Below are 25,833 nucleotides of genomic sequence, written 5' to 3' on the forward strand. Positions count from 1 at the left end.
GCGCTGAAACCCTCGATTTACCTGACCCCGAAGGCAGAAACACAGATTGCCCCCCGAGTGCAACCGTGCGTAGCGTTTCGGGTGATGTTGAGGTCGGTTTAGGCTAGAATGCACGGCCTCAAAGCACACCCCTTCCCGAGGCTGTCCCGAAGATGTTGATCCTGCGCGGCGCTCCTGCCCTTTCTGCCTTTCGCCACAGCAAACTCCTTGAGCAACTGAGCCAGAAGGTTCCAGCTGTCAGTGGCCTGTATGCTGAATTCGCTCACTTCGCCGAAGTCACCGGCGTCCTGACCGGCGACGAACAGCAGGTGCTAGCGCGCCTTCTGAAGTACGGCCCAAGTGTTCCGGTTCAAGAGCCGGCCGGTCGTCTGTTTCTGGTGTTGCCGCGTTTCGGCACCATCTCGCCGTGGTCGAGCAAGGCCAGTGACATCGCCCGCAACTGCGGCCTGAGCAAGATCCAGCGCCTGGAACGCGGTATCGCCTTCTACGTCGCCGGCCAGTTCAGCGAAGCCGAAGCCCGGCTGATTTCGGACGCCCTGCATGACCGCATGACCCAGATCGTGCTGGCCAACCTCGAGCAGGCTGCCGGTCTGTTCAGCCACGCCGAGCCGAAGCCGCTGACCGCCATCGACATTCTTGGTGGCGGCCGCGCCGCGCTGGAAAAGGCCAACACCGAGCTGGGCCTGGCCCTGGCCGAAGACGAGATCGACTATCTGGTCAACGCCTTCAATGGTCTCAAGCGCAACCCGCACGACATCGAACTGATGATGTTCGCCCAGGCCAACTCCGAGCACTGCCGCCACAAGATCTTCAACGCCAGTTGGGACATCGACGGCCAGAGCCAGGAAAAAAGCCTGTTCGGCATGATCAAGAACACCTATCAGATGCACAGCGAAGGCGTGCTGTCCGCTTACAAGGACAACGCTTCGGTGATCGTCGGCAACGTTGCCGGCCGCTTCTTCCCGAACCCTGAAACCCGCCAGTACGGCGCGGTGCAGGAGCCGGTGCACATCCTGATGAAGGTTGAAACCCATAACCACCCGACCGCGATCGCCCCGTTCCCGGGCGCATCCACCGGTTCCGGCGGCGAGATCCGTGACGAAGGTGCAACCGGTCGTGGCGCCAAGCCAAAGGCTGGCCTCACCGGTTTCACCGTATCGAACCTGCAGATTCCGGGCTTCGAACAGCCGTGGGAAGTGCCGTACGGCAAGCCTGAGCGCATCGTTACCGCGCTCGACATCATGATCGAAGGCCCGCTCGGCGGCGCGGCGTTCAACAACGAATTCGGTCGTCCGGCCCTGACTGGCTACTTCCGTACCTTCGAACAGTCGATCAGCACCCCGCATGGTGACGAAGTGCGCGGCTACCACAAGCCGATCATGCTCGCTGGCGGCATGGGCAACATCCGTGAAGAGCACGTCAAGAAAGGCGAGATCGTCGTCGGCTCCAAGCTGATCGTGCTCGGCGGCCCGGCGATGTTGATCGGTCTCGGTGGCGGCGCCGCTTCCTCGATGGCCACTGGCACCAGCTCGGCGGATCTCGACTTCGCTTCCGTACAGCGTGAAAACCCTGAAATGGAGCGCCGTTGCCAGGAAGTCATCGACCGCTGCTGGCAACTGGGTGACAAGAACCCGATCAGCTTCATCCACGACGTCGGCGCGGGCGGTCTGTCCAACGCCTTCCCGGAACTGGTCAACGATGGCGACCGCGGTGGCCGTTTCGAACTGCGCAACATCCCTAATGACGAGCCGGGCATGGCCCCGCACGAAATCTGGTCGAACGAATCCCAGGAACGTTACGTGCTGGCGGTCGGTCCTGAAGATTTCGAGCGCTTCCAGGCAATCTGCGAACGCGAGCGCTGCCCGTTTGCCGTCGTCGGTGAAGCCACTGCCGAACCGCAGCTTACTGTCACGGATAGCCACTTCGGCAACAACCCGGTGGACATGCCGCTGGAAGTGTTGCTCGGCAAGGCGCCGCGCATGCACCGTTCGGTGGTTCGCGAAGCCGAACTGGGCGATGACTTCGATCCGTCGAACCTCGACATCACCGAAAGCATCGAGCGCGTTCTGCATCACCCGGCTGTGGCGAGCAAGAGCTTCCTGATCACCATCGGCGACCGCACCATCACCGGCCTCGTTGCCCGTGACCAGATGGTCGGTCCATGGCAAGTGCCGGTGGCCGACGTTGCCGTCACCGCCACCAGTTTCGACGTCTACACCGGTGAAGCCATGGCGATGGGCGAGCGTACTCCGCTGGCTCTGCTGGACGCGCCGGCATCGGGCCGCATGGCCATCGGCGAAACCATCACCAACATTGCCGCGTCGCGCATCAACAAGCTCTCCGACATCAAACTGTCGGCGAACTGGATGTCGGCGGCCGGCCACCCGGGCGAAGACGCGCGTCTGTATGACACCGTGAAAGCGGTCGGCATGGAGCTGTGCCCTGAGCTGGGCATCACCATTCCGGTGGGCAAGGACTCGATGTCCATGGCCACGCGCTGGAACGACAACGGCGAAGACAAGACCGTCACCTCGCCAATGTCGCTGATCGTCACCGGTTTCGCGCCAGTGGCTGACATCCGTCAGACCCTGACCCCGGAACTGCGCATGGACAAGGGCACCACCGACCTGATCCTGATCGACCTCGGTCGCGGCCAGAACCGCATGGGTGCGTCTATCCTCGCGCAAGTCCACGGCAAACTCGGCCGGCACGCGCCGGACGTCGATGACGCCGAAGACCTGAAGGCCTTCTTCGCCGTGATCCAGGGCCTCAACGCCGACGGTCACTTGCTGGCCTACCACGACCGTTCCGACGGTGGTCTGCTGGCCTCCGTGGTGGAAATGGCCTTCGCCGGCCACTGCGGTCTGAGCCTGAACCTGGACAGCGTTGCCGAATCCGCGTCGGAAATCGCCGCGATCCTGTTCAACGAAGAACTCGGCGCGGTGATCCAGGTTCGCCAGGACGCCACCCCGGACATCCTCGCGCAGTTCAGCGCCGCCGGTCTGGGCGACTGTGTGTCGGTGATCGGTCAGCCGATCAACAATGGCCAGATCAACATCACCTTCAACGGTGACACCGTGTTCGAAGGCCAGCGTCGTCTGCTGCAGCGTCAGTGGGCCGAGACCAGCTACCAGATCCAGCGTCTGCGTGACAACGCCGACTGCGCCGAGCAGGAATTCGACGCGCTGCTGGAAGAAGACAACCCGGGCCTGAGCGTCAAGCTCAGCTACGACGTCAATCAGGACATCGCTGCGCCTTACATCAAGAAAGGCATTCGCCCACAGGTTGCCGTGCTGCGTGAGCAGGGCGTCAACGGTCAGGTGGAAATGGCCGCCGCATTCGACCGCGCCGGTTTCAGCGCCATCGACGTGCACATGAGCGACATCCTCGCCGGTCGTGTCGACCTCAACGAGTTCAAAGGCCTGGTGGCCTGCGGTGGTTTCTCCTACGGCGACGTGCTCGGCGCCGGTGAAGGCTGGGCCAAGTCGGCGCTGTTCAACAGCCGCGCCCGCGACGCGTTCCAGGGCTTCTTCGAACGTAACGACAGCTTCACGCTGGGCGTGTGCAACGGTTGCCAGATGATGTCCAACCTGCACGAGCTGATCCCGGGCAGCGAGTTCTGGCCGCACTTCGTGCGCAACCGCTCCGAGCAGTTCGAAGCGCGGGTGGCGATGGTGCAGATCCAGGAGTCGAACTCGATCTTCCTGCAGGGCATGGCCGGTTCGCGCATGCCGATCGCCATCGCCCACGGTGAAGGACATGCCGAGTTCGCCAGCGAAGAAGCGCTGCTGGAAGCCGATCTGTCCGGTTGCGTGGCGATGCGTTTTGTCGACAACCACGGCAAGGTCACCGAAGCCTACCCGGCCAACCCGAACGGCTCGCCGCGCGGGATCACCGGTCTGACCAGCCGTGACGGTCGCGTGACGATCATGATGCCGCACCCGGAGCGAGTGTTCCGCGCGGTGCAGAACTCGTGGCGTTCGGAGGACTGGAACGAGGACGCGCCGTGGATGCGCATGTTCCGTAACGCTCGCGTCTGGGTTAACTAAGGTCTGTGTACAAGCTCGCCTTTTTTGTTCCTGACAGCCATGTCGAGTTGGTCAAAGGGGCTGTGTTCGCCGCCGGTGGTGGGCGGATCGGTGACTATGACCACTGTGCCTGGCAGGTGCTTGGTCTGGGCCAGTTTCGACCGTTGGACGGCAGTCAACCGTTTATCGGTCAGGCGGGGCAGGTCGAGCGGGTTGAGGAATGGAAGGTTGAGCTTGTCGTCGCGGATGAGTTGATTGTGGCTGTTGTGGCGGCGTTGAAGCTCAGTCATCCGTATGAGACGCCGGCTTATGAGGTGTGGCGGCTGGAGGATTTCTGATCTTCTTTGCTGCTTGGACGGGAGACCCGCAGATGAGTGATTGTCTGCGGGTTTTTTGTTGGTCTTGGTTTTATGTTGATTTGGGTGAATATCCGTTGCTTCGGTAGCGGCTGCTGGCGGTTTCGCCTGACGGCGACTTACTTTTTTACAAGCGCCTAAAAAAGTAAGCAAAAAACGCTAGCTCCTGCGTTCGGCCCTCGCAGGCTCGGGTTCCTTCGCTGCGGGATCGATCCGGGCGCAGCGCCTCCGGTTTGCTTCGCTGCACCTCCTCTCGCTGTGTCTGGCTGCGCCAGACGGTCGCTGCGCTCCCACGCCCGGATCAATCCCTCCACTCAGCCTTCCGACGTCGCCCGTGGATCAAGATCAAAAGCACTCGAGCTAACGCTCATTGTTGAGTGGGGCGGCTTTGCCGCGGGCAGCTGCGCTGCTTTGCTTTTCTGTGGGAGCGAGCCTGCTCGCGAAGGCGGCCTGACATCCGACCTGTTTCTTGAGGTTGTACTCGATCCCATTGTAGGAGTGAGCCTGCTCGCGATGAGGCCCATCCAGGCGCCCGAGAACTTGAGATTGTTTAAATCCGGTACAAATGACCAGAACCTTCCCACAACGTTTTCAGGTTGTCCGTCGGACGTGCGATCTCTAGTCTTTTCCCGTCGCTGCGAATCAGCGACCGGGAGTGAGATCCCCGGATAGCTTGCAACTGGCGCCAGCACCACGATAATTGGCGCCAGCTCAATCTGCTGCCTGTTTTATGGCGGCTGTGTGCGGGCAGACTTCGGTCTGGCCGGTTGCCTGCTCCGGTGGATCTCACCTCGCACATAGCTGCCACCCATTCGCCGCGTGAGATCCGGCGATCGATGGCTGCCCATCAGCATCAGCAGGAGAAGCATTGTGGATAAAATCGTCCCCGACCCACCCCTCGAACCCACAACCCCCCTCGAACAAACCATCCGCGCCGACGACCTCGCCAAAAACCGCGAAGCGATCAAGCGTGCCCTGGATTTTTACCTGTGCCCGCAGCCGAGCAAGGCGCACCCGCCCAGCACCATGTTCCTCGTCCAGCCCGAAATCGACACCGAAACCCTGCTGGCCCACGCCTGTGAATCACTCGCTTCGGCCAACACCCTGGCCAGCGATTTCGCCGATCAACTGGGGCGGCCGCAGCGCAATACGGCGCTGGCGATCCAGCAGATCATCATGCTCGCGGAGCTGGCGGTGAATCGGGCGCTGGATCGGGTCGATTCGCAAGTCTGAAACTCCGGCCGCTCGCAGTTCGCTTGCTCTTGGCCATAAAAAAACCACTGGGCTTTCAGACCCAGTGGTTCTGCACACAACGTACAAGCGAACCTGCGTTATTTCACCTGCGTCAACTTCACATCTGTTTCAAGCATCTCGATCAGCGTCCGCAGGTACTTGAACACCTGATCTTTCTTCTCCCAACGGTCAACGAACAACAAGCCTTTGTCATTGACCTGGATCGGCGTGACAACAATTTCACCGGTTTTGGATTTATGCACCAGACGGGTTCCGCTCGTGCCTTCAGATTCAATCAGGAACATACCGGGGTGGGTCAGTTTGCTGCGACTGACCGACGGCGCCGGGGAAGGTTTTTTCTGTCCGGCAACAGCGACTTTGATAAGAAAATCACTTTGCACCGCGCGCTGGCTGGTTCCGCCCTTTTCAGTCGAATCGGCGAGGATTTCCGCTGTGCCGCGGTGGACACCTCTGGCCAGTTCAGGAGCGGTGTCACGCACGTGGAGACTGACAGCAGACAGGGTGTCCGCCAGACCCGGCACACCCAGGTTGTAATTGGTGTGGGAGTTGCCGATGAGTGCAACCCATTTATGCGGCCCGTTGGCAAGCTGGTCAGCCTCGATCACTCGGGTTGCGAAATAACTGAACATCTCGTTTCGGGAGATATCCGGGTCATAAATGCCCTTCAGGTGGTAAGAAGCTGTGCAATCGAGCGCCCTGATTCGAATGTTGTACTTGGCTGCCGTCTGATAGAGCTCGGTGTACGTATCGCTGCCTTTATAGGTAGGCATGTGCCCTGCATCCTGACGGTGCAGATAATTCTTGAGCCTCTCCGGCATGCGTTGGGTCTGACGAAAGATATCCAGATCGGCCTGGTGCACATCGGTCAAGAGGTGCTCCACGTACAGTGTGTCGTAACCGGCTTGCTTGAGCGCCTTCATGTGCTTTTTCAGGAGCGCTTTGCTCGATACACCTGCATGTGCTTCGCCAATCAGCAGGTTCAAGCGTTGATCGGACAGCTGTTTTAAAAAAGCTTCGAACGTAGTATCGGACGTCAGCGACGGCAGGACCGGCGCTTCGGGAGGGATGTAATCGGCGAACGTGTCTCTGGCAGTTTTTTCCAGACGCTCACGCATGGAAATGAAGGCGTCGTAGGCCGTTTGCTCATTCGACGCGACCGGGCGGTAGTTTGAATCCAGGGAGTAGGGTTTATTTAACATCTGCGCGATATCGTCACGCAGTGAGGGTGCAATGTCGTAGTCGCTGAAATGATCGACAACGGCGGCAGTTGCCTCTGGCGTTGTGACCGGTGGGGGAGCTTTGTACGGGGTCGGCGTTTGCACGAGATAGTCGCCCCTCGCCGTTGTGTCCCCGGCGATTGAACCTGGCGAATCCAGACCGACCCGTGTGGGCTGGTTCAGGCCGATGTCTTCAATGCGCACGGCAACGGCGTCGTGCAGATCCGCCAGACCTGGCGTGCCGTTGAAGGTGGTCATGCGCGAGTCATCCACCAGTGCTACCCAGCGTTCGTCCGGTGCATCGGCAACATCGTCGGCAATGACCTGGTGCGAATAGAAGTTTCTGACCTCATTGCTGCGTGGGGTCAGCGGCGAGACGTCCGACATCAGCAGGACATCGTCCAGCTCATAGCAGGTGGAGGCGTCCAGTGCACCGATCTTCAGGTTTTTTTCATGGGCCTTGCGCACCAGTGCCAGATAGGAGAATGCCGCGTCGGCTTCATGACCGAGGGCCTTATCCACAGCTTGCAGATGCTTTTTGATGTGCCGCCATGACTTGCCCTGGTTGAACTTCTCCAGCTTGAGGGCAAAGACATCCCCCGGCAGATATTCCAGATAAAGACGCTTGAAGCCGTTGGCGATCAGCGCGTCGATGTAGGTGATCAGCACCTGTTTGCTCGCGATGGATCCAGGGCGGGCGCCGATGACCAGATTCTTGCCGGTGAAGGCTTCGCTGGCGAGCAACTGCGTAAAGGAGGTGTCCGCGCCGACAGAAGCGACCTCAGTCCGGGCGGGGAGGGCAGCCAGATCTGCGAAATGCAGCTTGGCGTCCGTGGTCAGTTTGGCCGCCTGGCTCAGGTATACCCTGCGGGTAGTGCCAAGTTCATCGACCGCGCCAGCGAGGATCGTATTGGGGTGGGCCATGTAGTCCTCGGCTCGTTTCACGAGTTGCAGCCTTGTCTCCGGGTTCATGGCCGCTTCGATGCGCGCATGGTATTTGGTCGGAACACCGTAATCTTTATGGGGGCCGGGTGTTTCCGATACGGCGTCGTACTTCGGGGCTCCGCCGGCCACACCGCTGCGCACCAGCACGCCATCGGCATTGGGCACGACCACAATACCGGTCGACAGCAAACGGCCGGTATTCGGGTCAGGGCGATGCAACAAGTAGCGACCCAAGGCATCGGGCTTGTCCGGGGCCCACAGGGCCCGCCCGTCAAAAAACACCGGGCGCAGACCTTGTGTCAGAGAGGTATCGGATTCCAGCGGCGCGATCAACTTCAGCGCTTGCTCTGCACGGCTTCCGGCGGTGCTCAGACGCGCACTTTTCACATGGAACCTGAGTGAGCGCACAACCGGGCGCAGATCGGTCAACAACGCGCCGGCGCTGTTGAACAGGTAACCCACCAGATACTGCAGCGCGGCACCGTTGTCGCCTCGCTGGTAAGCGGCGAGCGCGAGCATGGCGTCCTTGAAGGCCAGCAGCAGACCGCTGCTCAGGCTTAAAAGAGGGTAGGGCATGGTTGCGATGGCGGTAACGATCTCGACGCACGTCCAGAGCAACCCCATGATCATCTCGTTGCGATTGACGGTGGTCGCGTGGACGTCGTCGATCTTGCGTTGCAACTTCATGTCGTAAAGGGCGTAGCGCAAGTCACTGACAGGCGCCACGGAACGCGTTGAATCGTAATGCGCCTCGCTGGGCGTGGACTTGTCGAGTTCCTGTGGTAAACGTTTTTTCGCCGTCTCGAGAAACGTGCGAACGCGGGTTCGCGATTGCACCGAGACCCGGCTGGTGAGGTATTCGATCATGCCGGGCTGCTGTTTCAGCAGGTAGTTGAACAGCCTGGCTTCGCGGAAACCGATGCCGTCCGGCGACTCGGGAGTGTAAAGCAGCACCGGATCGTTGCCGTGGCTGAACAGCCAGGTGTCGATGACCCATTCACCGTCGATCATCAGCCGGTGCAGCATGAATTCGTTGCGCTTGCTGGCGGAGCTGTCGCCCATGCTGGCGATGCTCTTTTCCAGCCATTGTTGATCGGCTTGGGTAATGTGCCCTTTCAACTGGCTTTCGAGGGCGGCGCCGCGCATTTGCCGCTGGATTACCGCCAGCGTCGTGTTGCGTCTGAAGCCATATCCGCGGCTGGCGGAGCTTTGCAGCTCGGCGCGAACCTTGTTGGTGTAACGTTCGCCGATCCATACGCCGGTGACAGAGCGTGCAACGTTTTGCGCGGTCAGCGCACTCAAATCAACGCCGTCCGGGCCTTTGAAGCGTGCCGAACGAGAGAATTTGGGATCGATCAGGCCGAAGCTGTCCGGGTAGCCATCGCGATACAGGCGGGTATAAGTCATCGGTGCGGCGGTCCACGAAGGCACCACCGAGCTCTGTGAGTACGCCCATACGGTATCCGGATCGACGTCGTTGGCCGGACGTTTGAGCAGCGCATTCAGGGCTTTTTTCGCCTGTTCGTGTACATAGGTGTCGAACGGTGGAAACCCGCTGCCCGACAATGTATGCGCGTTGAATGCTTGCAGGGTACCTTCGGCTTCTTCGGCCAGTGTCGACAGCTTCCTGCGGTTGGCTGTGCTGGTCGAGCGGTACCACAGCGGGGTGCTGAAGTCGTAGTCATCGGTGCGCGTAGCCAGTACATGCACAGTCATTGCCCGCAGGCAGTCACTATGCGGCCCGGTGTTGGCGAATGTGAGTTTTGTGTATTCCTCAGCCTCGGGTTTGAAACTCAGGCCGGACAACAGTTTCTGCATGCTGTGGCGAAAGCGCAGCGGCGCGCGGCTGACCAGATAGGCGACCATGCCTTCGGTATCCTCGCTGTGTTTGGCCCAGCCGAGAATGTGCGCCTGACAGGCACGCTCGCTGTCGAAAGCACGGAACCGCTTGTTGTCCGGCGCATCCGGCGTACACAGCAATATCCGCTGGAGGGCGCCTTTAGCGTCGGACTGGCGCAACACCCAGAGATCCAGAAGTTGTGCACCGTGCAAGGTCAGTGTCGCGGCTCGCAGGCGAGCATCGTTACCGGCACGCAGTTGCTGGATCAGTTGCAGGTCACTGTCCAGCAGGTCGCTCTGCAGCCTGGCGGTGTAGGCCGATGCAACGATCCGCTGATCAAGCATGTCGGCGACGGCCAGACTGAAGGCGGGCAGGCCATGCAGGCGTTGCTGCACCTGGTTGAAGTCGATTCGCGGTTGCAGGGTCAGCGCTTGCTGAACAATCCAGGCCGGCGTGACATCCACGTAGGCTTCGGGTAGCGGCGCGTCCTTGTAACTCAGGGTCGTGGCACGGAGGAAAGTGGAACCGGTCAATTCGTCACCGGTGTGCGGCCCGAGCAGGGCCAGTTCGATGAGATTGCGGCGGTGCTCGAATACACCGAAACCACTCACGTGGCGTTTGGTCTTGAGCGTCAGGTGCTCGGGTTCGAGGTCATCGATTTCAAGCTCATCGCTGAGGCGCTCGAGCCATTGGTGACGAGCCAGCGTCAGCGGGCTGGCGGCGGCTCCGATCAATTGCAACAGGGTCTGGCGGGCCTGTTCATATCGATTCAGGTGCCCCGCCAGCTCGGCCTTGCGAGCGCTGCTCGCGCTGCGATACCAATCCGGTGCGCTCAGGTACAGCTGGCGTTCGAACAGCGCCTGCGCCTGGAGCGCCAGACGCGGTGTGAGATCCGGCAAGGCGCCGGCGATGGCCAGATCAAGTGCTGTGCGCAACAGGCCCGCGTCGTGTTGCGGGTTATCGATGAGGCTCAATGCCCGTTCGATATCCTGCGTGCGCTTTTCGATCAATGCCTCGTAGATGTGTTCAAACAGCGGTGTGCTATCAATCGGTGACAGCTCCAGCGGCCAGATGCCTGCCGCCCCGACACCGTGATAGCTCGCGGGCAGCATCTGCAGGAAGCCGTCGCGATCGGCGTCGTGCTTCAGACACTTGAGCAAATGCCCGTCCAGCTCAGCCAGAGAATTGAAGAACTCGATGCCCCTCACCGGGGTGAACAGCACCGCGAAACCGGTATTTTGCTCGGTCAGCAAATCACTGACTGGCGAGCTGTTTTTTTCCGTGATAACGAAGGCCCCCGCCAGTTCTACGGTGGTTGCCTGATAACTGAACTGCAATGCGTAGGTTGCGGGGCGCAGCATCGGCGCCAGTGCCAGTTTCTCCAGCAAGGCGCCGGCCTCGGCGGACAGCAGGCGATCCTTGACGGCCTGACGCGCCTCGTTCTCGATGGCGGTGAAGCCGGCATCGTAGATGAGGAAAGATTTGGCCGGTTTGCCATCAATCCGCTCGCGCTGGTCGATGTTTTGCAACTGCGCCAACAGTTGGGTCTTGAGCGTGGCGAGCAGCTTCTGGCCCACCACGCTGTTCAAGTCGGCGCCGTGCAGGGACTGGTAAAGCGCGCGGCTGGCTTGCAGATAGTGCTCGCGGTAAGTTTTCAGCAAACCGTTCACACGTTTCAGATAGGCCTGTTCGGTAGTAGGGAGGCTCTCGGCGAGTAGCGGCTTTTCGATCTTGAACAGATGGTGAGCGATCTGATTGAGATCGCCCCTGATTTCTTCGCCCGAGGGGGCGGTGTTTGAGTTCATTGGCATCGTCTTCATGCTGGTGGAAAAGACCTCAGCATGGGGACCGTGTCCGCGACGATGGTGGTACATAGTTATAGCGTCTGCCCGAGTGGATCCCTCCACCCAGCCGGTTTGTCAGCGATGACGTTTGCTAAATGACCTGATTCCGGGTTGTTCGCATTAGCTGTAGCAGCTGCCGAAGGCTGCGATCCTTTGATTTCGCTTTTTACCGCGCCCCTAAAAAAGTAAGCAAAAAACGCTTGCTCCTGCGTTCGGCCCTCGCAGGCTCGGGGTCCTTCGCTGCACCTCCTCTCGCTGTGTTCGACTGCGTCGAACGGTCGCTGCGCTCCCACCCCAGTGGCAGATGTGGCATTGACCGTTCATCGGAAACACCCCTTAACCTGTAATTTCTGACAGTGGCGCGATACCTCCAACTCCTGTCACATAAGCCTTCCATCCAGAACCGGTAAGAAGGAACTTGACTATGTCTGCTGAAAAAAAAATTGTGCCAGTAATCACGTCTGTTAGAGACGATAAGGGAGAGATTCCCGACGGTGGCGCCACCTCGGCAACTTCTGTGCAATTGAGCGGGGTTGCAGCTGCTGGAGAAAAAGTTGAAATCTTCGACGCTGCTGTTTTGAGGGGACAAGTAGTTGTCAGTGCTGCAGGACGCTGGGATTTTCTCCTGACGAGTCTGATGCTGGGTGCTCATTCGGTTATGGCCAAAGGAAGCGCTGGTATGTCATCTACTCGTACGTTTGCCGTTGTTGCAGCAAAGTAACTGCCGATTGAAAAAGCCGCTGAGCTTCATAGCCCGGCGGCTTTTCATGGGTCAGTAAGGCTGTTGGACTTTTATTGCGGGTAAAACCCTCGCACTTGGTTCACTACGATTGAGCAGAGCTTGAAGTGCTCCACTCAAACTCGCAGCTTTGTCACCTACTAACAAGTGCCAAACCCCACCCTCCAACTGGCTGACACCCTGACAACCCAGCTCTTTCAACTGCGCGTCGGACAGGGCCTTGCTATCCGCCAGCAACAAGCGAATCCGGCTCATGGCAATGCAATCCAGTTGCAGCACGTTGTCGCCGCCGCCCAGTGCATTCAGCCATTGCTGAGCTTCTGGACCCGAGACCGAAACGGCTTTCGGCTCATCGACAAGCGCAACAGTCTCAGCGATGACCGCTCGGCCCAATGCCGGCATGGCGAGGCGAATCTCATCAGCAATGCTGTCCGCCATCGGCCCCACAACAACCTGCAAGCTGCCGCCCTTGCCCGGGCGCACCACGGCCATTGCGCCCAGCGCTTTCAGCTCGGCGTCCGAGGCCTTGTTGCGATCGACCATTTCCAGGCGCAGTCGGGTCGTGCACGCGCCGACGGTCAGCAGATTCTCTGCGCCGCCCAACGCTTTGATGTAAGCACTGGCGCGTTCGGTTTCCGAAAGCACAGCTTTTTCGGCCGTGGCCACGTCTTCACGCCCCGGCGTCTTCAGGTTGAAGCGGCGGATACAGAAGTCGAAAACCAGGTAATAAATGACCGCATAAGCCAGACCGACAGGTACAACCAACCAGCCATTGGTGGACTTGCCCCAGCCGAGGATCATGTCGATGAAGCCACCGGAAAAGGTGAAGCCCAGATGAATGTTCAGGCCGTTGGTAATCGCCATCGACAGCCCGGTCAGCAGCGCATGCAGAAGGAACAGCAGCGGTGCGAGAAACATGAAGGCGAACTCAATCGGCTCGGTCACCCCGGTCAAAAACGAAGTCAAAGCCATCGACAGAAAAATCCCGCCCATGACCTTGCGCCGTTCCGGCAGGGCATTGCGATACATCGCCAGGCATGCCGCCGGCAGGCCGAAGATCATCATCGGGAACATGCCGGTCATGAACTGGCCGCCCTTCGGATCGCCGGCAAAATAACGCGATAGGTCGCCGGTCACCAGTGCCCCAGTGGTCGGGTCGGTGAAGTTGCCAAAGACGAACCACGCCATGTTGTTGAGGATGTGGTGCAGACCGGTGACGATCAGCAGGCGGTTGAACACGCCGAAGACGAAGGCGCCGAGGCTGCCGCTTTCCATCATCAGCGCGCCGAACGCATTGATGCCCTGCTGGATCGGCGGCCAGATATAACCGAACAGCACGCCCAGCCCCACGGCCGCGAAACCGGTGACAATCGGCACGAAACGCCGGCCACCGAAGAACGCCAGATACTCCGGCAGCTTGATGTCCTTGAAGCGGTTGTACAGCGCGCCGGCCAACAGGCCGCTGACGATCCCGGCGAGCATGCCCATGTTGATGGTCGAATCGAGCACCTTGAGCGTGGAGATCATCACCAGATAACCGATCACCCCGGCCAGGCCGGCGGTGCCGTTGTTGTCTTTGGCGAAACCGACGGCGATGCCGATGGCGAAGATCATCGCCAGGTTGGCGAAGATCACTTGCCCGGCATCGTGAATGATCGCGATGTTCAGCAGGTCGGTGTCACCCAGGCGCAGCAGCAGGCCGGCGATCGGCAGGATCGCGATTGGCAGCATCAGCGCGCGGCCGAGGCGTTGCAGGCCTTCGATGAAGAGTTGGTACATGGCGTTGGTCCTTGTTGTTTTTGTTAGCGCAGTGGCCAATGTTGATGACAGGCCTCACGCACCGCTGCGGCGCTGCTCAACTTGAGCAGGTCACGGGCGAGGCGCTGACATTCGGCTTCGTGCAGCTGGCGCACGCGGTCCTTGATTTCACCGATCTGCACCGGGCTCACCGACAGCTCGGTGACGCCCAGGCCGATCAGCACCGGCGTCGCCAGCGGGTCGGAGGCGAGGGCGCCGCAGACGCCGACCCAGCGTTTGTGCACCGCCGCGCCTTCGCAGGTCATGGCGATCAGGCGCAGCAGCGCCGGGTGCAAGGCGTCGACGCGGGCGGCTAGACCTGCGTGATCGCGGTCCATGGCCAGGGTGTATTGCGACAGATCGTTGGTGCCGATCGAGAGGAAGTCGGCGTGCTCGGCCAGTTGTTCGGCCTGCAGCGCGGCGGCGGGAACTTCGATCATCACGCCGATCTGCGGGCGCTCGGCAATGCCCAGTTCAAGGCACAAGTCATCAACGCGCTGACGGATGTGCAGCAACTCGTCGACCTCGGTGACCATCGGCAACAGAATCCGGCAACGCGACAACGGCTTGACCTGCAGCAGCGCGCGCAGTTGCTGATCAAGAATGTCCGGGCGCGCCTGGGCCAGACGAATACCGCGCAAGCCGAGCACCGGGTTGGCTTCGGCGGGCAGCGGCAGGTAGTCGAGTTGCTTGTCGCCGCCGACGTCGATGGTGCGGATGATCACCGGCTTGTCGCCCATGGCATCGATGACCGCTTGATAGGCGCTGCGTTGTTCTTCGACGTCCGGTGCAATCTGGCGATCGACGAAGAGAAACTCGGTGCGCAACAGGCCGACGCCATCGGCACCGTTGGCAAAGGCATCGGCCGCTTCCGCGCTGGAAGCGACATTGGCGACCACTTCGATGTGCACGCCATTGCGGGTTTCGGCGGGCCAATGCGCCTTGGCTTGCTGACTTTCGCGAAGCTGCTGGCGCTCGATTTGCGCCTGTTGCACGTCGGCCAGGCGTTGCGCATTCGGGGACAGTTCAAGACGACCGCCGTCAGCGTCGAGTACCACGGGCTGATCCTGCGGTTGATCGAGCAATTGCGCACCCAAAGCGACGATGCACGGCAGGCCTTTACCGCGCGCCAGAATCGCGACGTGCGAGGTGGCGCCGCCTTCGGCCATGCACAACCCGGCGACACCTTGCGCGCTGAGTTGCAGCAGATCCGATGGCGTCAGTTCGTGAGCGGCGACGATTGCGCCGGCCGGCACCTGGTATTGCCAGGCTTCGCCAAGCAGGGCACGCAGGACGCGTTGCTTGAGGTCGCGCAAATCGTTGGCGCGTTCGGCCAGCAGCGGGCTGCCGGTGCCTTGCAGCATGTCGCACTGCGCATCGATCGACTGACTCCAGGCGTGCGTCGCTGCGGTGCCTTGTTCGATGAAATGCTGCGCGGCGTCGAGCAGAGCCGGGTCTTCGAGCAGCGCCATGTGCGCAGCGAAGATGGCTTCTTCATCGGCGTTCTTGTGTTTTTTCGCTTGGGCGAGGGTGGCAGCGATTTCGCTGCGCACCGCGTTCAATGCCGCTTCAAGAATCTGCTGCTGTTGCAGCGGATCGTGATTGCCCGCATCCGCCGGCAACGTGATTGCGCTCAAGCGAAACAACGGCCCTGCGACCAGCCCCGGCGCCGCGCAAACACCGTGCAACACCCCAGCCTCGGCCGGGCGTTTCAGCGCCGCAGTGCTGACCGGCGCTTGCGCGTGATGGTCGTCCGGCAGCGCCGTGGCCAATGCGCTGAGCAAGGCTTGCAGTGCGGCATCGGCGTCCGGGCCCTGACAACTGACCTGCACCTCATCCTGCTCGCCGATCGCCAGCCCCATCAAACCGATCAAGCTGTTGCACGGCGCCGATTTGCCAGCGAAATGCAGCTGCGATCGGCTATTGAAACCCTGCGCGGTTTGCCGGATCAGCGCAGCGGGGCGCGCATGCAAACCGCCGCGATGAGCGACGCGCACCTGGCCATGAGCTTCGGGCCCGCCTAGCGTTTCGGTATTCGCCGCGACAACGTTGCGCGCGATGATGTGCAGCAACGGCTCGCCGACTTTCACCGCTTTGAGCGTGATCGGCCGCACCTGAAAATCCGCGCTGTTGGTCAGGATCAGCAGGCTGACCAGGCTTTTGCACTGCTGGCCGACTTTGTCCAGGTCATAGCGCAACAGCGGTTGACCGAGGCTGACGCGATCGCGCTCCTTGACCAGCATGGCAAAACCTTCGCCGTTCAGCTCAACGGTGTCGAGGCCCAGGTGCAGGAGGATTTCCGCGCCGTTGTCGGCGCGCACGGTCACTGCGTGGCTGCTGCGCGCGACGTGGATGACCACGCCGGCGCAGGGCGAATACAGCGTGTCGTTGAGCGGGTCGATGGCGATGCCGTCGCCCATCGCGCCGCTGGCGAACACTGCGTCCGGGACGTTGGCGAGCGTCAGCACGGGGCCGCTGAGCGGGGCGCTGAGGGTCAGCTCTTTATTGTTGTCGGGCATGGCTGGGTCTCATCAGTTGAATCTCGGTTCGATGCCCCCCGTAGGAGCTGCCGCAGGCTGCGATCTTTTGATCTTGTTTTTGGCTACGTCAAAATCAAAAGATCGCAGCCTTCGGCAGCTCCTACAGGTCGGACTTCGGCGGTCAGTGCGTGCGGGTCACTTTGCTCAAATGGCGCGGCTGATCCGGGTCCATGCCCCGCGCCACGGCCAGGCCTGCGGCCATCACGTAGAAACTCTGGATTGCCAGAATCGGGTCGAGGACCGGGTGCTCGGCGCGGGTCAGGGTCAGGTCGCGTTCGCTGACGTCATCCGGGGCGGCGAGCAGTACCCGGGCGCCGCGTTGGCGCATTTCTGCCGCGAGGCTCAGCAGGCCAGCCTGCTCGGCGCCGCGTGGGGCAAAGACCAGCAGTGGATAGTGTTCGTCGATCAGTGCCATCGGCCCGTGACGGACTTCGGCGCTGCTGAACGCTTCGGCCTGAATCGCCGAGGTTTCCTTGAATTTCAACGCCGCTTCCTGGGCGATGGCGAAACCGGCGCCACGGCCGATCACCATCAAGCGCTCGCAATCGCGCAGCGCTTCGATGGCAACGCTCCAGTCCTGTTTTGCGGCTTCGCGCAAACCTTCAGGCAGGGCGTTGCCGGCCTCGAGCAATTCGCTGTCTTCTTTCCAGTGCGCGATCAAGCGCGCGCTGGCGCTGAGGGTGGCGATAAAACTCTTGGTCGCGGCGACGCTGCTTTCAGTACCGGCAAGCAGCGGCAGACTGAATTCACAGGCCGCTTCCAGTGGCGAATCGGCGGCGTTGACCATCGACACACTGAGCGCGCCGCGCTTGCGCAACAGGCGCAGGCTGTTGACCAGATCCGGGCTCTGTCCCGACTGCGAAAACGCGAACGCGACCTGACCGCTGACTTTCAACGGCGCTTGCTGCATGGTCACCACGGACATCGGCAATGAGGCTACCGGCAAGCCCAGTTGCTGCATGGTCAGGTAGGCGAAGTAGCTCGCGGCGTGGTCGGAGCTGCCACGGGCAACGGTCATCGCCACTTGCGGTGGCTGCCGGCGCAGGCGCCCGGCGATCTCGATCATCGGCGCGTCGAGCTGTTGCAGTTGGGCTTGCACAGCCTCGAACGAGGACAGCGCCTCTTCAAGCATTTTTGAAGTCAATGTCTTCTCCTTCGACCATGACGGCGGTCAGTGTGAGTGAGCGATCGAGCCGCACGCAGTCGGCCCAGGCACCCGGGGCAAGGCGCCCGCGTTCGGTAATGCCGAGGTAATCGGCGGGAAATTGCGACAGACGTTGCGAGGCCTCGGCGATCGGCAACCCGATCTTCACCAGATTGCGCAGGGCCTGATCCATGGTCAGGGTGCTGCCGGCCAGCGTGCCGTCGGGCAGGCGCACGCCGCCCAGGCATTTGGTCACGGTGTGGCTGCCGAGCTTGTATTCACCGTCGGGCATGCCGGCGGCGGCGGTCGAGTCGGTGACGCAATACAGGCACGGGATCGAACGCAGGGCCACGCGAATGGCGCCAGGGTGCACGTGCAACAGATCGGGGATCAGCTCGGCGTACTGCGCATGGGCAAGTGCCGCGCCGACGATGCCGGGCTCGCGGTGATGCAGCGGGCTCATGGCGTTGTAGAGGTGGGTGAAACTGGTCGCACCGGCAGCCAATGCAGCGACGCCTTCCTCGTAACTGCCGAGGGTGTGGCCGATCTGCATGCGAATGCCACGGCTGCTCAGTTCACGGATCAACGCATCGTGACCGGCGATTTCCGGGGCAATGGTGATGACGCGGATCGGCGCCAGCGCCAGATATTCTTCGACTTCGGCCATCAACGCGGTGTGGGCGAAGTTCGGTTGAGCGCCGAGTTTTCCCGGGTTGATGTACGGGCCTTCAAGGTGCACGCCAAGCACTCGCGCGGCGCCTTTCGGACGCCGTTCGCAGAATTCTCCTACCTCTTTGAGGACGCTGGAGATCTCCGCACTCGGCGCGGTCATGGTGGTGGCCAGCAGCGAGGTCGTGCCAAAACGCACATGGGTCTTGCTGATGGTTTCGAAGGCCTCGGCGCCTTCCATGATGTCTTTGCCACCGCCGCCATGCACATGCAGGTCGATGAAACCCGGCAGCAGATAAGGCAGATCGTTATCGGCCGGATCGCAGGGCACGCCGTCGATCGACACGACCTTGCCATGTTCGTGAATCAGCCGGCCGCGAATCCAGCCGCTGGCGGTGAGGATGTTGTCTTCGGACATTTTCGTTCTCGCTTGGGGCCGCGCTTAACGGCGCGGCTCTTTATCTACGAAGCTCTGCAACAAAGTCGTAGTAGTCGTTGCGGCAATAGGTGTCGGTGACTTCGATCGGCGTGTTGTCTTCCAGATAGCCGACCCGGGTCATCAGCAGCATGGCGGTGCCGGGGGCGATGCCGACCAGTGCGGCGAACTCGTCAGAGGCGTTGATCGCCTGGATGTGCTGGAGGGCGCGGACGATGGGTTTACCGATGCCGTCAAGGTATTCGTAGAGCGAATCCCCCACCGCTTGCGGTTTGGGCATGATCGACGCGGGCAGGGTGCTCATCTCGATCGCCATGACCGTGTCATCGGCTTTGCGCAGACGCTTCATGCGCGCGACCTTGTCGTTCGGCGACAGGCCGAGGCGGATCAGTTCTTCGTGGGTCGGCAGGGTGATTTCCCGCTCCAGCCATTTCGAGCTGGGTACGAAGCCTTTCAAACGCAGCATTTCACTGAAGCCGGAAAGACGCGACAGCGGTTGTTCCAGGCGTGGGGTGATGAACGTGCCGGAGCCTTGCAGGCGGCGGATCAGGCCTTGGTCGAGCAAGACTTCCAAAGCCTTGCGCGCGGTGACCCGGGAAATGCCGAGCTGGTCGCTGAGGTTGCGCTCGGACGGCATCGCCTGTTCGGCCTTCCACTGTCCGGCATGAATCGCCGCTTCCAGATTGCGCGCCAGTTGCAAGTACAGCGGCGTCGGCTGGGCGTCGTCAGGACGTAGGGATTGGAGGTCGTTCATGTAGGTCGTTTCCGCCGCGAGTATAGGATTGTTGTGGCTCGCTTGTGGGGCGGAAACTAATACCACTTGAATACCATGTCAACGCAGGTGAATGGCCTCTAACCCTATGGATTGGCGGTATTGAGGGGGTGGTGTTTAAAGTGGTATTAGTGGTGGCCCATGAAAAGCAAAAGATCGCAGCCTGCGGCAGCTCCTACAATTCGGAGTGGTATCACCCCTGTAGGAGCTGCCGAAGGCTGCGATCTTTTGATTTATTTTTTTACGGGTGACCAGCGGTCGAGGTTACGGGCGAATTTCGATCATCGTGCCGTCCGGTACCAGATTCCACACTTCACGCATGTCGACGTTGCGCATGGCGATGCAGCCATCCGTCCAGTCGAGGGTGTGGAACAGCTGCTCCGGGTTGTCTGCCGAGTCCGGGGTGCCGTGGATCATGATCATTCCGCCGGGCTCGACACCTTCACGGCGTGCGCGGGCGGCGTCGCTGATGTTCGGGTAGGAAATGTGCATCGACAGGTTGAATTTCTCGCTGGTCTTGCGCCAGTCGATCCAATAGAAACCCTCGGGTGTGCGTTTGTCGCCCTCGATCAGTTTCGGCCCTTTCTTCGCCCCCTTGCCCAAGGACACGCGATAGGTCTTCAGCGGCTTGCCGTCGGCGATCAGCTGTAGTTGGTGGGCTGACTTGAGGACCAGGACCTTTTCGATGAGGGGGGTATCCGACGGCGTCACGGTGGTCACGAATGACGCTTGCGAAACGCTGACGAACGACAGGCAGAACAGGGCAAGCAACCAGCGCATTGAAACGATTCCCCAGGGAGTGACGCAATCAGGTTTTAGGTAGGAGCTGCCGAAGGCTGCGATCTTTTGATCTTCTAGCCAACAATGACCGGCTGCACCAGTGGCGGGATCGATTCCGAACGAACCGGATACTTCTCGACGCGCCGATCAGCGAAGAAGCATTCTAAGGTGCGCCCGACCGTGCGGAAAGCCAGTTCGTCCCAAGGAATGTCGGCTTCGTCGAACAACTGCACCTCAAGGCTTTCAGGGCCGGCGGCAAACTCGAGATCGGCCAGTTCGGCGCGAAAAAAAACGTGCACCTGACTGATGTGCGGTACGTCGATCAGCGTGTAGATGCTCAGGTTGCGCACCCGGGCGCAGGCTTCCTCGGCGGTCTCGCGGATGGCCGCCTGCTCGATGGTCTCGCCGTTTTCCATGAAACCGGCGGGCAGTGTCCAGTAACCGAGGCGCGGCTCGATGGCGCGGCGGCAGAGCAACACTTGCGTGCCCCAGGTCGGCACGCAACCGGCAACGATATTGGGGTTCTGGTAGTGAATGGTCTGACAGCTGTCACAGACAAATCGCAGCCGCGAGTCGCCTTCGGGAATGCGCTGGGTGACCGGGTTACCGCAGTGGCTGCAAAATTTCATGCTCGGGTTCCTGAATGCTGCGCCTATCTTGGCGTGCAGCGGGGCCGGTCGGCAAGTTGTCGTTTCGCGACACGACGGGTTTCGGGGGCTTGGGCGCTCGCTTTGATTGGTGCATGATGCGGAGCAAGGCACCGATCGAGAACACTCATGCTGGACGAGCTACTGCATAGGGTAAGCAACCACACACCGCGCACGCTGGAGACCGACGCACGTTTCCCCGAAGCCGCCGTGCTGGTGCCGATCACCCGCAGTGACGAACCGGAACTGGTCCTGACCCTGCGCGCCAGCGGGCTTTCGACCCACGGTGGCGAAGTCGCCTTCCCCGGTGGGCGCCGCGACCCGGAGGACCCGGACCTGATCTTCACCGCGCTGCGCGAAGCCGAAGAAGAGATCGGCCTGCCGCCGGGGCTGGTCGAAGTCATCGGCCCGCTGAGTCCGCTGATTTCCCTGCACGGTATCAAGGTAACGCCGTATGTCGGCGTGATTCCCGACTTTGTCGAATACCAACCCAATGATGCCGAAATCGCCGCCGTCTTCAGCGTGCCCTTGGAATTCTTCCGCAAAGATCCCCGCGAGCACACTCATCGCATCGACTATCAAGGCCGCAGCTGGTACGTGCCGAGCTATCGCTTCGGCGAGTACAAGATCTGGGGGCTGACGGCGATCATGATCGTCGAGTTGATCAACCTGCTCTATGACGCCAAAATCAGCCTGCACCAACCGCCGAAAAGCTTTATCGATACTTGAGCCGTCGTTCGAACGGCCGTGAGCCCCGAGGAAAACGAGATGAAATACCGCCTGGGCGACGCCCGTGTCGAAACCCATCCGCAGAGCTGGGTCGCGCCCAATGCCGTATTGGTGGGCAAGGTCCGCCTGGAAGAGGGCGCCAACGTCTGGTTCAACGCCGTGTTGCGCGGCGACAACGAACTGATCCTCATCGGCAGGAACAGCAACGTGCAGGATGGCACGGTGATGCACACCGATATGGGCTATCCGCTGACCATCGGCACCGGCGTGACCATCGGCCACAACGCCATGCTCCACGGTTGCACGGTCGGCGATTACAGCCTGATCGGCATCAACGCGGTGATTCTCAACGGCGCGAAAATCGGCAAGAACTGCATCATCGGCGCCAATTCGCTGATCGGCGAAGGCAAGGAAATTCCCGACGGTTCGCTGGTGATGGGCTCGCCGGGTAAGGTCGTGCGCGAACTCACTGAGGCGCAGAAAAAGATGCTCGAAGCCAGCGCCGCGCACTATGTGCATAACTCGCAGCGTTACGCCCGCGATCTGGTCGAGCAGGAAGAATGACCACCATCGAACGACCAGTCGCCTCGCCATGCGTGAATATCTGCGCGCTGGATGAAGATGATATCTGCACCGGCTGCCAGCGTACGGTCGAGGAGATCACCCGCTGGGGCCGCATGAGCAATGACGAGCGTCGGGTGGTGCTGGGGTCGTGTCATGAGCGGGCGAAGGCGAGTGGGTTGGTTTGGATGATTGGCAAGACGCCGAGCCGATAGATCAAAGGATCGCAGCCTTCGGCAGCTCCTACAGGGGAACGCATTTCCAAATGTAGGAGCTGCCGAAGGCTGCGATCTTTTGCTTTTCAGGGCACTCAAGTAACCTGTGCGCCAAATCGACAGGCCGCCTCCATGATCTTCCTCATCGCCTACATCAGCAGCGTCGTGCTGATCAACTTCGCCTTTTCCACCGCACCGCACCTGGACATCATCTGGTCGGCCTGGGGCGGGCTGGTGTTCGTGCTGCGCGACATGGTGCAGACGCGCTTCGGGCATGGCGCGATCGTGGCGATGCTGGCGGCGCTGGTGCTCTCGTACATCACCTCCGACCCCTCCATCGCGCTGGCCAGCGCTACGGCGTTCGCGGTCTCCGAATGCATCGACTGGCTGGTGTTCAGCATCACCAAACGGCCGTTGCGCGACCGTTTGTGGATCAGTTCGGCACTGAGCATTCCGCTGGATTCCTTTATCTTTTTCGGCATGATCGACGCCTTGACGCCGCCGGTGATCATCACCGCGCTGGCCTCGAAGTTCGCCGGCGTCACCGCCGTCTGGCTGATCATGGCCTGGCGTGATCGCAAACAGGCTGTCGCCAGCTGAAGCCAAACCCTCGGGTTCATGTAAAATGCCGCGCTTTCTCCCCATGGAAAGCGCACTTGCGTGGCTTTCCTCGATGATCCGCTTCCTTTGAGGACCTGAGATGACCCGTATCGGAACTCCATTGTCGCCAACCGCGACCCGCGTATTGCTGTGTGGCTGTGGTGAGTTGGGCAAGGAAGTGGTAATCGAACTGCAGCGCCTGGGCGTTGAAGTGATTGCTGTCGACCGCTACGCCAACGCGCCGGCCATGCAAGTCGCCCATCGCAGCCATGTGATCAACATGCTCGACGGCGCTGCCCTGCGTGCAGTGATCGAAGCCGAGAAGCCGCATTTCATCGTGCCGGAAATCGAAGCCATCGCCACCGCCACGCTGGTCGAGCTGGAAGCCGAAGGCTTCACCGTGATCCCGACCGCGCGTGCGGCGCAATTGACCATGAACCGTGAAGGTATTCGTCGTCTGGCCGCCGAAGAGCTCGACCTGCCGACCTCGCCGTACCATTTTGCCGACACCTTCGAGGATTACAGCAAAGCCGTTCAGGACTTGGGTTTCCCTTGCGTGGTCAAGCCGGTAATGAGTTCGTCGGGCAAGGGCCAGAGCCTGCTGCGCAGCGCCGATGACGTGCAGAAAGCCTGGGATTACGCGCAAGAGGGCGGTCGCGCCGGCAAAGGTCGGGTGATCATCGAAGGCTTCATCGATTTCGATTACGAAATCACCCTGCTGACCGTGCGCCACATTGGCGGCACAACGTTCTGCGCACCGGTTGGTCACCGACAGGAGAAGGGCGACTATCAGGAATCCTGGCAGCCACAAGCGATGAGCCCGATTGCTCTGGCTGAGTCCGAACGCGTTGCCAAAGCTGTGACTGAAGCGCTGGGTGGTCGTGGTCTGTTCGGTGTCGAGTTGTTCATCAAAGGCGATCAGGTGTGGTTCAGCGAAGTCTCGCCGCGCCCGCATGACACCGGTCTGGTGACGCTGATTTCTCAGGACCTGTCGCAATTCGCTCTGCACGCCCGCGCCATTCTCGGCCTGCCGGTACCGTTGATTCGTCAGTTCGGCCCGTCGGCTTCGGCGGTGATTCTGGTGGAAGGGCAGTCGACCCAGACCGCTTTCGCCAACCTGGGCGCTGCGCTGAGCGAGCCGGACACGGCGCTGCGCCTGTTCGGCAAGCCAGAAGTGAACGGCCAGCGCCGCATGGGCGTGGCGCTGGCGCGGGATGAGTCGATCGAGGCTGCGCGTGCCAAGGCGACTCGTGCTGCTCAGGCGGTTGTTGTAGAGCTGTAACCCGCGTCGCGCCGATCGCGAGCAGGCTCACTCCTACAATTTGGAATGCGTTCCCCTGTAGGAGTGAGCCTGCTCGCGATAGCTATCTATCAAGCGACACGATTCAGGTCGTTGCCGCGCGTCTCCTTCAAACACAGCACCGCAATCAAACTCAACACCGCTGCCGCCGACACGTACCCGCCGACATAGCTCAACCCACCCATCGCCACCAGTTTCTGCGCAAAGAACGGCGCCGCCGAGGCCCCGACGATGCCGCCCAGGTTGTACGCCGCTGAAGCGCCGGTATAACGCACATGGGTCGGAAACAGCTCAGGCAACAGCGCGCCCATCGGTGCGAACGTCACGCCCATCAAAAACAACTCGATGCACAGAAACAGCGCCACGCCCCAGGTCGAACCCTGGGTCAGCAACGGTTCCATCAGAAATCCGGACAGAATCGCCAGCACGCCACCGATGATCAGCACCGGTTTACGCCCGTAACGGTCGCTGGCCCAGGCGGATAATGGCGTCGCTGCGGCCATGAACAACACGGCAAAGCACAACAGGCCGAGGAAAGTCTCGCGGCTGTAACCCAACGTGGACACGCCGTAGCTCAGCGAGAACACTGTCGAGATGTAGAACAGCGCATAACAGACCACCATCGCCGCCGCACCGAGCAGGGTCGGCGCCCAATACTGGCTGAACAACTCGACCAGCGGCACTTTCACCCGTTCCTGACGGGCGATCGCGTTGGCGAATACCGGCGTTTCATGCAGCTTGAGGCGCACATACAGGCCGACCATCACCAGCGCCGCGCTGAGCAGAAACGGAATGCGCCAGCCCCAACTGCGGAACTGCTCGTCATCCAGGGTCATCGCCAGGGTCAGGAACAGGCCGTTGGCCGCCAGAAAACCAATCGATGGCCCGAGCTGCGGGAACATGCCGAACCACGCGCGTTTGCCCTTCGGCGCGTTCTCCGTGGCCAGCAGCGCCGCGCCGCCCCATTCGCCGCCGAGGCCCAGGCCCTGACCGAAACGCAGCACACACAGCAGAATCGGCGCCCAGGCACCAATGCTGTCGTAACCCGGCAAGACGCCGATCAAGGTTGTACACACACCCATCAACAGCAGTGAGGCAACCAGTGTCGATTTGCGCCCGATGCGGTCGCCGAAGTGGCCAAACAGTGCCGAACCCAGCGGTCGGGCGAGGAAGGCGATACCAAAAGTGAGAAATGCCGAAAGCATCTGCGCCGTGCCGGAGGTCTGCGGAAAGAATACCGGCCCGATCACCAGCGCCGCAGCAGTGGCGTAAACGTAGAAGTCGTAGAACTCGATAGCGGTGCCGATAAAGCTGGCCGTGGCCACGCGGGTGGCAGAATTGGTCGGCTGGGCAGGCGCGGTTTCGCTGTAAGCGGTATGGGTCGTCATGCGGTGATCCCTGACAGTCATGAGCTCCAGTG

Annotated in this window: 18 protein-coding genes; 9 read left to right on the plus strand and 9 right to left on the minus strand. The window is 61.0% G+C overall.

Annotated elements, in window-relative coordinates:
- Positions 1–152 precede the first annotated feature (152 nt).
- The 3 genes from purL to J2Y90_RS10885 all read left to right on the plus strand — a co-directional run bounded on the left by purL (position 153) and on the right by J2Y90_RS10885 (position 5,617).
- A complete protein-coding gene (gene purL, locus J2Y90_RS10875; RefSeq protein WP_253499309.1) occupies positions 153–4,049 on the plus strand; it encodes a phosphoribosylformylglycinamidine synthase in 3,897 nt (1,298 codons plus the stop codon).
- 5 nt (positions 4,050–4,054) lie between these two features.
- Positions 4,055–4,366, plus strand: coding sequence for a YqfO family protein (locus J2Y90_RS10880; RefSeq protein ID WP_253499320.1), 312 nt, complete (start codon positions 4,055–4,057; stop codon positions 4,364–4,366).
- Between the two features lie 888 nt (positions 4,367–5,254).
- Complete coding sequence (locus J2Y90_RS10885; RefSeq protein ID WP_253499331.1) at positions 5,255–5,617, plus strand: DUF6124 family protein; 363 nt, start codon at positions 5,255–5,257, stop codon at positions 5,615–5,617.
- A gap of 98 nt (positions 5,618–5,715) precedes the next feature.
- Here J2Y90_RS10885 and J2Y90_RS10890 read toward each other — a convergent pair whose 3' ends face one another.
- Complete coding sequence (locus J2Y90_RS10890; RefSeq protein ID WP_253499344.1) at positions 5,716–11,445, minus strand: membrane-targeted effector domain-containing toxin; 5,730 nt, start codon at positions 11,443–11,445, stop codon at positions 5,716–5,718.
- Positions 11,446–11,908: 463 nt separating this feature from the next.
- On the opposite strand from J2Y90_RS10890, the gene J2Y90_RS10895 reads away from it, so the two are divergent.
- Positions 11,909–12,205 (plus strand): hypothetical protein, encoded by a 297-nt coding sequence (locus J2Y90_RS10895; RefSeq protein ID WP_253499359.1) that lies wholly within the window; start codon positions 11,909–11,911, stop codon positions 12,203–12,205.
- Between the two features lie 51 nt (positions 12,206–12,256).
- On the opposite strand, the gene nagE is transcribed toward J2Y90_RS10895, so the two are convergent.
- The 7 genes from nagE to J2Y90_RS10930 form a co-directional block, all read right to left on the minus strand.
- Positions 12,257–14,002 carry an N-acetylglucosamine-specific PTS transporter subunit IIBC gene (gene nagE / locus J2Y90_RS10900; RefSeq protein ID WP_253499370.1) on the minus strand — a complete coding sequence of 582 codons (1,746 nt, stop codon included), beginning with the start codon at positions 14,000–14,002 and terminating at the stop codon, positions 12,257–12,259.
- A gap of 23 nt (positions 14,003–14,025) precedes the next feature.
- Positions 14,026–16,539, minus strand: a complete 2,514-nt coding sequence (gene ptsP, locus J2Y90_RS10905) for a phosphoenolpyruvate--protein phosphotransferase (protein ID WP_253499377.1) — start codon at positions 16,537–16,539, stop codon at positions 14,026–14,028.
- A 142-nt stretch (positions 16,540–16,681) separates the two neighbouring features.
- Entirely contained in the window at positions 16,682–17,704 is a 1,023-nt protein-coding gene (locus J2Y90_RS10910; RefSeq protein ID WP_253499380.1) for an SIS domain-containing protein, read from the minus strand.
- Positions 17,685–18,791, minus strand: a complete 1,107-nt coding sequence (gene nagA, locus J2Y90_RS10915) for an N-acetylglucosamine-6-phosphate deacetylase (RefSeq protein ID WP_253499394.1) — start codon at positions 18,789–18,791, stop codon at positions 17,685–17,687. The genes J2Y90_RS10910 and nagA overlap by 20 nt, the downstream gene beginning before the upstream one ends.
- 40 nt (positions 18,792–18,831) lie before the next feature.
- Positions 18,832–19,563: a GntR family transcriptional regulator gene (locus tag J2Y90_RS10920; RefSeq protein WP_065615855.1), complete on the minus strand. Its 732-nt coding sequence runs from the start codon at positions 19,561–19,563 to the stop codon at positions 18,832–18,834.
- A 282-nt stretch (positions 19,564–19,845) separates the two neighbouring features.
- A complete protein-coding gene (locus J2Y90_RS10925; protein ID WP_253499406.1) occupies positions 19,846–20,361 on the minus strand; it encodes a L,D-transpeptidase family protein in 516 nt (171 codons plus the stop codon).
- Positions 20,362–20,435: 74 nt separating this feature from the next.
- Positions 20,436–20,990, minus strand: coding sequence for an NUDIX hydrolase (locus J2Y90_RS10930; RefSeq protein ID WP_253499418.1), 555 nt, complete (start codon positions 20,988–20,990; stop codon positions 20,436–20,438).
- Positions 20,991–21,137: 147 nt separating this feature from the next.
- Here J2Y90_RS10930 and J2Y90_RS10935 point away from each other — a divergent pair, with 147 nt between their 5' ends.
- The 5 genes from J2Y90_RS10935 (at position 21,138) to purT (ending at position 24,395) form a co-directional block, all read left to right on the plus strand.
- Positions 21,138–21,737, plus strand: coding sequence for a CoA pyrophosphatase (locus J2Y90_RS10935; RefSeq protein ID WP_042606911.1), 600 nt, complete (start codon positions 21,138–21,140; stop codon positions 21,735–21,737).
- Between the two features lie 39 nt (positions 21,738–21,776).
- On the plus strand, positions 21,777–22,301 hold the full coding sequence (locus tag J2Y90_RS10940) for a gamma carbonic anhydrase family protein (protein WP_253499421.1): 525 nt from the start codon (positions 21,777–21,779) through the stop codon (positions 22,299–22,301).
- A complete protein-coding gene (locus J2Y90_RS10945; RefSeq protein WP_253499424.1) occupies positions 22,298–22,513 on the plus strand; it encodes a DUF1289 domain-containing protein in 216 nt (71 codons plus the stop codon). The genes J2Y90_RS10940 and J2Y90_RS10945 overlap by 4 nt, the downstream gene beginning before the upstream one ends.
- Before the next feature lie 132 nt (positions 22,514–22,645).
- A complete protein-coding gene (locus tag J2Y90_RS10950) occupies positions 22,646–23,113 on the plus strand; it encodes a preQ0 transporter (RefSeq protein WP_253499427.1) in 468 nt (155 codons plus the stop codon).
- A gap of 100 nt (positions 23,114–23,213) precedes the next feature.
- A complete protein-coding gene (gene purT / locus J2Y90_RS10955; protein ID WP_003221968.1) occupies positions 23,214–24,395 on the plus strand; it encodes a formate-dependent phosphoribosylglycinamide formyltransferase in 1,182 nt (393 codons plus the stop codon).
- 89 nt (positions 24,396–24,484) lie between these two features.
- Here the strand turns inward: purT and J2Y90_RS10960 are convergent, their stop codons facing one another.
- The gene (locus J2Y90_RS10960) at positions 24,485–25,801 is read right to left on the minus strand and encodes an MFS transporter (protein WP_065615857.1); all 1,317 of its coding nucleotides are present in this window, start codon (positions 25,799–25,801) and stop codon (positions 24,485–24,487) included.
- Positions 25,802–25,833: the final 32 nt, after the last annotated feature.

It is taken from the genome of Pseudomonas koreensis, from assembly GCF_024169245.1.
GTDB classification, from domain to species: domain Bacteria; phylum Pseudomonadota; class Gammaproteobacteria; order Pseudomonadales; family Pseudomonadaceae; genus Aquipseudomonas; species Aquipseudomonas koreensis_F.